The sequence below is a fragment of the Pseudoalteromonas sp. L23 genome, assembly GCF_021728455.1.
Taxonomy (GTDB): domain Bacteria; phylum Pseudomonadota; class Gammaproteobacteria; order Enterobacterales; family Alteromonadaceae; genus Pseudoalteromonas.
This window is the reverse complement of record NZ_JAKKCW010000008.1, coordinates 25,720-38,193: the sequence shown is the minus strand read 5'-3', so window position 1 is coordinate 38,193 and position 12,474 is coordinate 25,720. Positions and strand designations below refer to the sequence as shown.

At 44.5% G+C, this 12,474-nt stretch carries 9 protein-coding genes and 1 pseudogene; 8 read left to right on the top strand and 2 right to left on the bottom strand.

Annotated elements, in window-relative coordinates; translation table 11 throughout:
- The first annotated feature begins 1 nt into the window (after position 1).
- From rsxB to nth, 6 genes are all read left to right on the top strand, one after another.
- Positions 2-556, top strand: coding sequence for an electron transport complex subunit RsxB (gene rsxB / locus L3V43_RS14015; protein WP_010370380.1), 555 nt, complete (start codon positions 2-4; stop codon positions 554-556).
- Between the two features lie 9 nt (positions 557-565).
- On the top strand, positions 566-3,292 hold the full coding sequence (gene rsxC / locus L3V43_RS14010) for an electron transport complex subunit RsxC (protein WP_237116779.1): 2,727 nt from the start codon (positions 566-568) through the stop codon (positions 3,290-3,292).
- Positions 3,289-4,350, top strand: coding sequence for an electron transport complex subunit RsxD (gene rsxD, locus L3V43_RS14005; RefSeq protein ID WP_237116778.1), 1,062 nt, complete (start codon positions 3,289-3,291; stop codon positions 4,348-4,350). Before rsxC ends, rsxD begins: the two co-directional genes overlap by 4 nt.
- Positions 4,347-4,982: an electron transport complex subunit RsxG gene (gene rsxG, locus L3V43_RS14000; RefSeq protein WP_102056240.1), complete on the top strand. Its 636-nt coding sequence runs from the start codon at positions 4,347-4,349 to the stop codon at positions 4,980-4,982. Before rsxD ends, rsxG begins: the two co-directional genes overlap by 4 nt.
- Positions 4,979-5,677, top strand: a complete 699-nt coding sequence (locus L3V43_RS13995; RefSeq protein ID WP_010370368.1) for an electron transport complex subunit E — start codon at positions 4,979-4,981, stop codon at positions 5,675-5,677. Before rsxG ends, L3V43_RS13995 begins: the two co-directional genes overlap by 4 nt.
- 99 nt (positions 5,678-5,776) lie before the next feature.
- Complete coding sequence (gene nth, locus L3V43_RS13990; protein WP_237116777.1) at positions 5,777-6,409, top strand: endonuclease III; 633 nt, start codon at positions 5,777-5,779, stop codon at positions 6,407-6,409.
- A gap of 39 nt (positions 6,410-6,448) precedes the next feature.
- Here nth and L3V43_RS13985 read toward each other — a convergent pair whose 3' ends face one another.
- Positions 6,449-8,659 (bottom strand): hypothetical protein, encoded by a 2,211-nt coding sequence (locus tag L3V43_RS13985; protein WP_237116776.1) that lies wholly within the window; start codon positions 8,657-8,659, stop codon positions 6,449-6,451.
- Between the two features lie 127 nt (positions 8,660-8,786).
- Between L3V43_RS13985 and L3V43_RS13980 the strand changes: the two are divergent.
- Positions 8,787-9,056, top strand: a pseudogene (locus tag L3V43_RS13980) (endonuclease III); the annotation flags it as partial.
- Between the two features lie 149 nt (positions 9,057-9,205).
- Here the strand turns inward: L3V43_RS13980 and L3V43_RS13975 are convergent.
- Complete coding sequence (locus L3V43_RS13975; protein ID WP_237116775.1) at positions 9,206-10,201, bottom strand: YncE family protein; 996 nt, start codon at positions 10,199-10,201, stop codon at positions 9,206-9,208.
- Between the two features lie 300 nt (positions 10,202-10,501).
- On the opposite strand from L3V43_RS13975, the gene L3V43_RS13970 reads away from it, so the two are divergent.
- The gene (locus L3V43_RS13970; RefSeq protein ID WP_010607380.1) at positions 10,502-12,412 is read left to right on the top strand and encodes an aminotransferase class V-fold PLP-dependent enzyme; all 1,911 of its coding nucleotides are present in this window, start codon (positions 10,502-10,504) and stop codon (positions 12,410-12,412) included.
- Positions 12,413-12,474: the final 62 nt, after the last annotated feature.

Genomic DNA, 12,474 nt, shown 5'->3' with positions numbered 1-12,474 from the left:
TATGACATTACTTTACGCATTACTTGCACTGGGTGCGCTGGCGCTTATTTTTGGTATTGTGCTTGGCTATGCAGCAGTGAAATACCGAGTTGAAAGCAACCCAATTGTTGAACAAATAGACGCTATTCTGCCACAAACTCAATGCGGCCAGTGTGGCTATCCCGGCTGTCGACCTTACGCTGAAGCGATTGCGAATGGCGATGACGTAAATAAATGCCCTCCCGGCGGTGAAGCTACAGTGAAAAAACTGGCGGACTTAATGGGCGTAGAAGCAAAGCCACTGGCTGGCGGAGAAGACGCAGAGCCGGTCAAGAAAGTGGCTTACATTCGTGAAGACGAATGTATTGGCTGTACCAAATGCATTCAAGCTTGCCCCGTGGATGCTATCGTTGGTGCAACCAGACAAATGCACACCGTGCTCATCGACGAGTGCACAGGCTGCGATCTGTGTGTCGAGCCCTGCCCGGTCGATTGTATTGATATGATCCCGGTTGCACAGACCAAGCAAACGTGGAAGTGGCAGCTAGACGCCATTCCTGTGACACAGATTGATTAAGAGGTTTAAGTGGAAACATTACTTGAACAAATAGAAAGCGGAAAACTGTGGCAGTTCCCAGGTGGCATCCATCCACCAGAGCAAAAGACATTATCCAACCAACAACCGATTGCTCGTTTACCTTTGCCTGATAAACTAACCCTGCCACTAAAGCAGCACATTGGTGCCAATGGTAGCCTGTTAGTTAACTCTGGCGATCACGTCCTTAAGGGTCAAGCATTGACGGCTCCAGGCACGAACTGGTCGCTGCCCATTCACGCCCCCACATCTGGCACCATTGAAGCGATAAAACCGATGCCGTCGGCGCATCCATCCGCGCTACCTGAGCTCAGTATTATTTTGCGCCCAGACGGTGAAGATAAGTGGACACCACTGAACCCAATTAGCGACATTAGCGCGCTTGATAACAAACAGCTTATCGATATTATCCACCAAGCTGGTATTGCCGGTATGGGCGGTGCGGGATTCCCAACCTATGTCAAAGCAGACAGCCCAAAGCCCATTGAGTTTTTAGTCGTCAATGGCATTGAGTGCGAACCATATATTACAGCCGATGATCGTTTGATGCGTGAGCACGCCAAAGAAATCATCGCAGGCGTCGAAGTGCTACAAGGCATATTGAAGCCACAAAAAGTGTTATTTGGCATTGAAGATAATAAACCTGAAGCCATTGCGGCGATCACCGCAGCAGCTCAACATAATCAGGATATCTTAGTCCGTAGTGTGCCAACCAAATACCCCTCTGGTGGTGAAAAGCAACTGGTCAAGCTATTAACTTCCAAAGAAGTACCAAGTGCTGGAATACCAGCAGATATCGGCGTTCTGGTGCAGAACGTTGGAACACTGTTCGCAATTTGGCAAGCCATTTTTGAGGGTAAACCCCTTATTGAGCGCGTAGTTACCGTAACCGGTAATACTATTGGTCAGCCAAGCAATGTGTGGGCTTTACTCGGCACTGAAATAAAGCACTTGCTAGACTCACAAGGCTTTTCGCCAGTAGAGGCGCAGCGTGTAGTCATGGGCGGTCCAATGATGGGCTTTACCTTGCCATCTGTTAGGATCCCTGTGGTCAAAACCACCAACTGTATACTCGCGCCAGACAACCAAGAACTTGCGATCCCGGGGGACGAAAAGGCATGTATTCGCTGTAGTGCCTGTGCAGATGCCTGCCCTCAAAGCTTATTACCACAGCAGTTACAATGGTTTGCTAAAGGCAAAGAGTACCAAAAGTTAGAGGAATATAACCTCTTTGACTGCATCGAATGTGGTGCGTGCTCTTATGTTTGCCCAAGCGAAATCCCCTTGGTGCAATACTATCGTGTAGCCAAAGCCGACATTCGCGAACAAAAGCTTGAACAAGTCAAAGCAGAGCGTGCTAAAGAGCGTTTTGAGGCAAGAAAAGAGCGCTTAGAGCGCGAACAAGAAGAACGCCAAAATAAACATAAACGCCGTTCGGCGGGCGCTGCACCAAAAGCCGCAGATAAAGAAAAAGTACAAGAAGCACTCTCACGCGTTAAAGATAAGCAGTCAGATAAATCCGCGGTCCAAGCTGCGATTGCACGCGCCAAAGCCAAACGAGGTGAGAACGGCGAATTAGAGCCAGATAACAGCGCCATTGCTGAAGAGCGTGCAAAACGCAAAGCGCAGGCGCGTAAATATAAAGAAGAAAAAACTGATCAGCCTGAAAGCACAGATAAAAAAGATGCAGTAGCCGCCGCCATTGCCCGTGCAAAGGCGAAAAAGGCCGCAGCCCAAGCGTCACCTGAGTCTGAGCCAGCAGCAACAGATGATAAAAAGGCAGCCGTAGCTGCTGCAATCGCCCGGGCTAAAGCCAAAAAAGCAGCCGCAGAAGACACAGCTGAACCAGAAGCCAATGCAGCGCCAAGCGATAAAAAAGCCGCTGTTGCCGCCGCAATTGCAAGAGCTAAGGCCAAGAAAGCCGCTAAAGAAGCAGGTGAAAGCATAAGCGAGCAAGCTGAAGCTTCACACAGTGCTCAAACCGATAACGCTGACGAAGATCCACGTAAAGCCGCCGTTGCTGCCGCAATTGCTAGAGCTAAGGCCAAGAAAGCTGCCAAAGAGGCGGAAGAAGCTGGCGAGAGCACAAGCGAGCAAGCAGAAGCCGCTCCAACGGAAAGCGCCGAGGAAGATCCACGTAAAGCCGCCGTTGCAGCCGCAATCGCCAGAGCTAAGGCCAAGAAAGCCGCCAGAGAGGCGGAAGAAGCTGGTGCAAGCGTGAGCGAACAAGCAGAAGCCGCTCCAACGGCAAGCGCTGAGGAAGATCCACGCAAAGCCGCCGTGGCCGCCGCAATCGCCAGAGCTAAGGCCAAGAAAGCTGCTAAAGAAGCTGGCGAGAACACAGACGAGCAAGCAGACGCTGTTCAAAGCGCTCAAACCGACAACGCTGAGGAAGATCCACGTAAAGCAGCTGTTGCCGCCGCAATTGCCAGAGCTAAGGCCAAAAAAGCCGCTAAACAGGCAGAAGAAGCCAGCGAAAGCGAGCAAGCCGAAGCTACTCAAACCGAAAGCGTGAGTGAGCAAAGCAAAGAGGCAAATGAGCCAACGGCGGGATCAGAAACAGACTCCAGCCGTACAGAGCAAGATGCTGAGGGCACATCTGAGCAGCAACAAGCTCTTAGCCCTGAAGCACGTAAAAAAGCCGCCGTTAAAGCCGCAATTGCAAGAGCAAAAGCGAAGAAGCAAGCGAAAGAACAAGAAGGAAATGAACCGTCATGAAACTAACCATGGCCTCATCCCCGCACAATCACAGCCATAAGTCGGTCAACAAAATCATGATGACCGTCATGGCAGCCTGTATTCCTGGGATCTTAGTCCAAACCTACTATTTTGGTTTTGGTGTATTGATCCAATTGGCTTTGGCGCTTATTACCGCAAGCCTTGCTGAAGCGCTAGTGCTAAAGCTAAGAGGTCGAGCGATATGGCCCAGTCTCAGCGACGGAAGCGCTTGGCTTACCGCCGTGCTGCTGGCTATCAGTATTCCGCCGCTAGCCCCTTGGTGGATAACCGTCATCGGCGCATTTTTTGCCATCGCAATTGTAAAACAGCTATACGGTGGCCTTGGCTTTAATCTTTTCAATCCGGCCATGGCAGCCTATGTATTACTGCTGATCTCCTTCCCTGTACAAATGACTTCATGGTCACCTATTCAAGCGCTCACGTTAGAGTCGCTAAGTTTTGTCGACCAACTTGCGATGATCTTTACTGAGTCCACCAGCCAAGGTGTCTCACTTGACGTATGGCGTGCGGGCGTGATTGACGGTGCAACTGGTGCAACGCCATTAGACTCGGTAAAAACCGCAGTCTCACAAGGCTTAACCGTGAATGAGGCAATGAGTAAAAAGGGTTTTGGAGAACTTGCAGGACTTGGTTGGCAATATGTTAACCTCGCCTTTTTGCTAGGCGGCCTTTATCTGCTAAAAGCCAAAGTGATCAACTGGCATATTCCTGTGGCCTTTATTGCCAGTCTTGGCCTTGCTAGCGCAGTTGGCTATATCATTGCCCCTGAATCAGAGCCTGGCACCCTATTCCACTTGTTAAGTGGCGGCGCTATGCTTGGTGCCTTATTTATTGCCACCGATCCCGTGTCTGCCTCTACCACTAACTTAGGTCGCCTGATTTACGGCACGGCAATCGGCTTAACTGTCTATGTGATTCGCCAATTTGGAGGCTACCCAGACGCGGTGGCATTTGCGGTTGTGATCATGAATATGGCAGTACCACTTATCGATCATTACACTCAGCCTCGTACTTATGGTCATGGAGCTAAATCATGATAATTCAATCGATGCAGAAAAATGGCATCATCCTCGCGGCATTTGCACTGGCAACAACAGGAGCGGTCGCACTGATTAATGACCTCACTAAAGATAAAATTGCCAGCCAAGAGCAGCAGCACCTGATGCAACTACTTTCTCAGGTGATTGCAGCAGATAAGTACGACAATACTCTGTATTTGGATTGCACCACCAGCAACGCCTTAGAACTCGGCCCAGGCGGCCCGCACACCATTTACAGAGCCAGACTCAATGGCGAACCCTCAGCTCTTTTAGTGAGACACATCACCCCCAAAGGCTACAGTGGCAATATTGATGTCTTAACCGCTATCGATAGACAAGGTCTGATCTCAGGTGTGCGTGTAACGCGCCATGAAGAAACCCCAGGCCTTGGTGATAAGGTCGAGCTGGCAAAATCGGCTTGGGTAACGACTTTCAACGGTGTTCAAGTTGAAGGTGAAGCAGATCCTAAAATGAATGTGAAAAAAGACGGCGGTCAATTTGATTCATTTACTGGCGCAACCATTACCCCACGTGCCGTGGTAACCTCGGTAAATCAGGCCGCATGGTTTGCCAAAACGCATTTTGATGCGCTATTTAACGCGCCTAATACTTGCGAGGTGTCGCAATGAGTCAGTTAAAATCGCTCTTTCAAGAAGGTACATGGCAAAATAACCCTGCACTGGTACAGCTTTTAGGGCTGTGTCCGCTCCTTGCGGTGACTTCAACGGTAACCAATGCCTTAGGGCTTGGTATTGCCACATTACTGGTACTGGTTGGTTCTAACTTTACCGTATCGGTGGTGAGAAACTGGGTGCCAAAAGACATTCGTATTCCCGTGTTTGTCATGATCATCGCCGCCTTTGTTACGGTTATTCAACTACTCATGAACGCTTATACCTTTGGTCTGTATCAATCCCTTGGTATATTTATTCCGTTGATCGTGACCAACTGCGCCATTATTGGTCGTGCCGAGGCATTCGCTTCGAAGAATAGTCCGCTGTTATCGGTTTGGGATGGTTTAATGATGGGGCTGGGTTTTGCACTGGTGCTATTTGTACTGGGTGCAATGCGCGAACTCATTGGTCAAGGAACACTATTTGATGGTGCCGAGCTACTCCTTGGCAACTGGGCAAGTGTATTGCGTATTGAGATCTTCTCGTTCGATCATCAATTTTTAGTTGCTATCCTGCCACCAGGCGCCTTTTTAGGGCTTGGCTTTTTGATTGCCGCTAAAAACATTATCGACGCCCAACTCAAAGCCAAAGCAGCGCCAACAGCCGAAGAAGTAAAAGGTCCTAGAGCACGGGTCACTAACTTAAACTAATGTGGTAATAATAAAGCCAGTTTGCAGCGATACCGTCACTATCGCTGCTTAATGAAAATAACCGCATGCTACCGTCATTGAATTTAGCAAGTAAATCTTATGAATAAACAAAAACGTATAGAAATACTCACGCGACTCAGGGACGAAAATCCTCACCCTGAAACCGAACTAGAATACTCGTCACCATTCGAGCTTTTAGTTGCCGTTACCCTCTCAGCACAAGCCACTGATGTTGGGGTAAACAAAGCGACACGCAAACTCTTCCCTGTTGCCAACACGCCAGAAAAGATCCTTGAGCTTGGCCTTGAAGGCTTAAGAGACTATATCAAAACCATTGGTTTATTTAATTCAAAAGCCAATAACGTCTATAAAATGTGTCAGATCCTCGTCGACAAACACGGCTCCGAAGTTCCTGAAAACCGTGAAGCACTAGAAGCACTGCCGGGTGTCGGCCGAAAAACCGCCAACGTGGTACTAAACTGCGCTTTTGGCTGGCCCACTATTGCTGTAGACACCCATATATTCCGCGTCTCCAACCGCACCAAATTTGCCATGGGTAAAGATGTAGTAGCAGTCGAGCAAAAGCTGGAAAAGGTTGTACCAAAAGAGTTTAAAGTGGACGTCCACCACTGGCTTATTCTCCATGGCCGCTATGTGTGTACAGCAAGAAAGCCCAAATGCGGCAGCTGTATTATTGAAGACTTGTGTGAGTTTAAAGAGAAGACTGATTAGCCTTCTCTTTTTATGGGACGTTAATTTTTTAAAAAATAATTAATCTACCGCTTCAATTGGCCGATTAATTTTCTCATGAAAGTGACTAAGAGACCTCCCCCCCGTTTGAACTAAAATAAACTCACCTAACTTTGTTTTTATAATATAACCATTTCCTAAATTTATAACCTCTGAAACGCCCTCTATTTGATTAATGCCATTTGAAAAGTAATCCGCATCTAACTCTCTTTCGCTATCACGTTCATAATAGGTAATGAGCTTATCTTCTTTGTCCGTAATTAGCATAAAATTGTCTACGAGGTTTACATCTTTAACAGAAGGTAATGTCTGTGGATTATTTTGTGTAATAAGTAAAGCCGAACCGTCCTCTTTAACAACTACGCCATTAGAATGATCAGAAGGAACACTATACGCTATGTTATCAAAAGAAAACTCTGGGAACTGTTCAGGTAAGTATTCGCTCCAATAGCTATCTAAATAATGAATATTACCTTCAACATCCAACAGAACATACATCCAACTAATTTTAAGTAAGTCTTTTACCTTAATCTCAGTGTTTAGACTCGAAACATGGTAGGTTAAACCAGAACCTCTGATTGAAAAGCTACCATCTTTTTTTATCGCAAGAATAGCTTTTGAACCTAACGGACTGATAATACGGGCTACATTTTGTAAATCTCCAAAACCTGTAGCATATTCTCCATTTTCTAGTGTAGATAAAAACGGCTCATTACTACATGTCCAAATTTCTACATTATCTTGTTCATCAAATATTGCGACAGCATCGTACCCACCACCGCCAGCATAGCTAACAGCTTGAATCTTACTTACACCCGTTTTTTCTACTCGCTTATAACTATGTTGGTGCGAGCCTTTTTTATCCCACCAAAATCCGTCGATAACAAGAAGTCCAGAGTTGTAAAGCACTGCTGAAGTATTTGCAGAGCTGCTACAGTCATAAAGTGAATGTAAAACTTGTTTTACATCGTTAAGCTCTGTTTGGGATAATTGGGCTTTACTGTATTCAAAATTACCTGAATCATCGAGAGTGTTATCCCAAGTAATAACTTTTCCATCACTTGTTAAAACGTGCTCACCGTAGAAATCTAGCCAGTAACTTTTCACGTTATTTATTTTTTCTTTTATATCTTCAAAGCTACTTTCTTTTTCATGAGAATAAAATTCTCTGCCGTCACCATATTTAAAAAATTTCCCTTTAGTATCTTGAGCTAAAACCGTCCCCCATACATGTTTTCCATAATAAGCATTAACGAAGTCACTCTTGCCATCTTCCGGCTGTATTCCATGGCTACTATCAAAAATTAGCTCGCCGTTAGACATCAAAATATATTTATCTGATAGGTATATATTTCCACTGATTGGAGTCGGCTTGATAAAGTCAAATGAAGTCGTTTCACTAACAATGTTATCAATACTAGTCACCTTTGCTTTTATAGTGATTGGCTTATCAAAGTTATTTAAGTCTGGTGTAAACGACGCTCCAGTTGCAACTAACTGCTCGCCTATAAACCATTGCATTGATATTGTTTCTGACAGGCAATTATCACAGGTAAAATCCGCAAGAGTTGTCGTGTTTGGAGTATGCTTCCCTATAAGTTCTAGCGATTCGACTTTGGTTTTGCGTGAAATAATCTCAGCCTGATAGGAAATTTCATCACTCATCACCTGATCAATACTTGGTACTTGAACCGTGATCACAACCGTCTTATCCAAATGCTCAAAATCAGGAGTTAATGAACTCGATTGACTCACAATAACATTATCAACTTCCCAGCGATAAATGGCTTTATCTTTCAAACAATCAACACACTCAATTATTGCGCTGGTACTTTGGCCCCTTATCAGTTCAGAGTTTAAGCTGATTTTTTCTATTTTAGTTTTACGTGAAATAACCTCAGCCTGAAAGGAGACTTCATCACTCATCACCTGATCAATACTTGGTACTTGAACCGTGATCACAACCGCCTTATCCAAATGCTCAAAATCAGGAGTAAATGAACTAGATTGACTCACTACAACATTATCAATTTCCCAGCGATAAATGGCTTTATCTTTCAAACAATCAACACACTCTATTATTGCGCTAGTACTTTGGCCTCTGATCAGTTCAGAGTTTAAGCTAATTTTTTCTATTTTAGTTGTAAGTTTAGGTTCATCCGAAGACGAGCTACCTCCACAAGCTACCAAAAGGAATGTGGTGATTAATATAATATATTTGAAAAGTTTCATATCTAAGAGTCCATTACAGTAAGTAAATAGTGTGCAAATCCGGTTTATATCTTTAAGGCGGCTTAGTGTATATTTTTATTAAAAAATTGACAATATTCATACAGTTAAAGCAGGTGATTACGAACTTAGTTATCTACTTTCCTTATACTTCGGCGGGCCGACTATTACTGTAGACACCCATATATTCCGCGTCTCCAACCGCACCAAGTTTGCTATGGATAAAAATGTGGTGGCAGTCGAGCAAAAGCTGGAAAAGGTTGTACCAAAAGAGTTCAAGGTAGATGTCCACCACTGGCTTATTCTCCATGGCCGCTATGTGTGTACTGCGCGTAAACCTAAATGCGGCAGCTGTATTATTGAAGACTTATGTGAGTTTAAAAAGAAGACTGATAGTTAATCTTTGTTTTAGCATAAGCACAACTTTTATTTGTGGTGGTTACCGTGAATTTGTTGTTTCGTAAAATTGTTCAAGCGATATGAAAGCACAGATCGCTGCGTAAAGCAGCTCCTACTTCAAGCCACATTCGTATCGACGTGATGGTTAGCCTAAGGCAATACCACTGCTGAATACCCTATTCCATCTGGTCCGTTACCAGTAGGGAGTTCAAATAAGGTTTTGCCAGATACAATATCTATAACAAGGACCTTATTTTTTTGGTAAGCGGATAAAAATAAAGTGCGATCGTCTGGATGGAGGATCACGCCTTTTGGTCCTGTTCCCGGCTCAAACTTTATTTGACGCAGCTTTTCTTTGTGCATTGCATCGATCACATCAAGGGTGTGATTCCTATAGTCTGAGATCACAGCAAACTGCTCATCGCGGGTAAGTAACACACGGTATGGAAAGCTATAGCCTTTCCATTGCTTAATTATACGCTCATTTGCTACATCAAACACGGTAACTAAGCCATCATCGTTGCTACCAACCCAGAGCTCTGAGCCACTTTTATTTATGGTGATAGCCTCTGGTACTTTTGGCATTGAAATTTTGCGAAGTAAGGCACCTGACTTTACATCTAATTCAGACACTGAATCTGCGCGCATATTTGTGGTGTAAACACGCTCGCTAGACGCCGGCAGCGCCACCATATGAGAGCCTCTTTGCTCTGTTGCTATTACTTTATCAATTTTCCCCGACTCTATATCAACGATTACCACACTGTCGGAGCCTTCAGACGATACTGCAACGCGTTTTTGGTCTTTTAAAAACAACACGCCATGTGGCCTTGGATAACGAGAAAAATCAATGGTTTTAACTTTTTTTGCTTGCCGAACGTCAAAAACACTTAGACTATTGCCACGTGCATAATTAGTGACAACAGCCGTATGCCCGTCGGCACTCATTGCTAATTCATGTGGTCCTCTGCCGGTTGCGAGCGTCAGCTTAATTTTTCGGCTGCTAAGATCGATGAAACCAACCGAGTCCCCCTTTTTATTTACAACAACCAATGTTCCCGACAAGTTATTTGTATCAGCCCATGAAGGGAAGCTGATTAAACACCCAAATAAGAACACATACACAACATAATTAACCAATCTCATTTTGACTCCTATTGATCTGTTAGCTAATACTGTTGTTTTTATCACTACTGTATTTATCATTGAAAAGCAATCGTAATACAGCCTTCAAAAACACCCTATCCCAAATTTAACTCAGACATGCCTGATACTCGAAACCTTCCTGTTTCCTATGTTGAATAGCACACTTTCCATCACTCGCAACAACTTCCTCGCCTACATCCGTTTTACAATTTCTAGAACATTTTCAAAGTATTGATTTCACAAATCACTACGCTTTCTTTATGCTAATGAAAGTCTTTAAATTTTAATGCCAATATCATTATGCTACCTGTCCTTCGTATCTTGTTAATAGAACAAGAGCCAGCTGTATTGCAAGCGCTCTCAAGCAATCTGTCAAAAACGATCCCTAATTTTGAGCGAGAGGATGTTCAAATCGATATTATTGAATGTCTCGAGCTTTCAAAAGCCTTGGAGCATGTCACTGAAGATGGTGATATTCAAGCTGTCGTGCTGAGTTGGGATGTGCAACAGAAAAGTGGCGAACAAACCTATAGTCGCTTTATCGAGCAATTAAAAAGTATTCGTCTAGAATTACCGGTTTATGTTATTGGTGATGACACTAAAGGGCTTGAGATAGTCAACGAATCCGAGGAAATCGAGTCTTTCTTCTTTAAAGATGAAGTTATCTCAGATCCTGAAGCCATTTTAGGTTATATGATCAACGACTTTGATGACAGAGCCGAGACGCCATTTTGGACCGCGTATCGCAGTTATGTCGGCGAAGCGAACGACTCTTGGCATACTCCAGGTCACAGCGGCGGTTCGAGCTTTAGAAATTCTCCTTATATCAAAGATTTTTATCAATTCTATGGCCGTAATGTATTTGTCGGAGACTTGTCTGTATCGGTTGATTCGTTAGGTTCACTGTCAGACAGCACCAATACCATTGGCCGCGCTCAGGAGTCCGCTGCAGCAACGTTTGAGGTTAAACGCACCTACTTCGTGACCAACGGTTCGTCCACCTCGAATAAAATTATTTTGCAAACCCTACTTCGCAAAGGTGATAAGGTGATCATCGACCGCAACTGTCATAAGTCTGTGCACTATGGCATTTTGCAATCGGCCAGTTTCCCTATCTATTTATCGAGTATCTTAAACCCCAAATATGGCATATTCGCACCGCCTTCACTGGCTGACATCAAGCAAGCGATTGAACAAAATACCGATGCAAAACTACTGGTGCTCACAGGCTGTACCTATGATGGTTTGCTGAGCGATCTGAAACAAGTCGTAGAATTTGCCCATCAGCATGGCATCAAAGTCTTTATTGATGAAGCTTGGTTTGCTTACTCGCTATTTCACCCTAGCTTGCGCCATTACTCCGCCATTCATGCAGGTGCCGATTATGTCACCCATTCGGCGCATAAAGTCGTATCAGCATTTTCGCAGGCGTCTTATATCCATATTAACGACCCTGATTTTGATGCTGATTTCTTCCGTGAGATTTACAGTATCTACGCCAGCACCTCGCCCAAATACCAACTTATAGCGTCTTTGGATGTGTGCCAAAAGCAGTTGGAGATGGAAGGCTATAAATTACTCAATGCACTGCTGAACCATGTTGCAGAATTCAAACAGCAGATGGCCTCGCTCAAACATATAAAAGTGCTTGATAAGCAAGATTTTATGAACATATTCCCACATTTTAGTGGCGATAATATGGGTCATGATCCGCTTAAAATCCTCATCGATATTAGTGAACTACCATACTCATTAAAGGATATTCATAAGTTTCTGCTAGACGAAATTGGGCTGGAGATTGAGAAATACACGCACAGTACCATCTTAGTCTTACTAACCTTGGGTGGTACACGCTCAAAGATCATTCGTTTATACAATGCCTTAAAGAAGCTCGATGGCGGCAAGGTAAAACTATCGAAGTCAACGCGACGCTCACGCTTACCTGAGAATTTACCCGCTATTGACCTTGCTTGTATTCCTAGTGATGCCTTCTACGGTGAACGTGAATCTGTGCCTATTAGCAAGAGCAACAACCGTATTTGTGCAGGTTTAGTCACCCCGTATCCTCCGGGTATTCCGCTTTTGGTGCCGGGTCAACATATTACCCAAGAGCATATTGAATATCTCAAGGAACTGGCAGGCCAAGGATTGACCATTCAAGGTAGTTTCGATGGTGAGATCTACGTGCTTAAGGAGCAAGAGGAAAAATAAAGCGAGCCACTATCGTTAGTTGACTCACTGAGCAGCGATGTCATTAGACATTGCTGCACCAG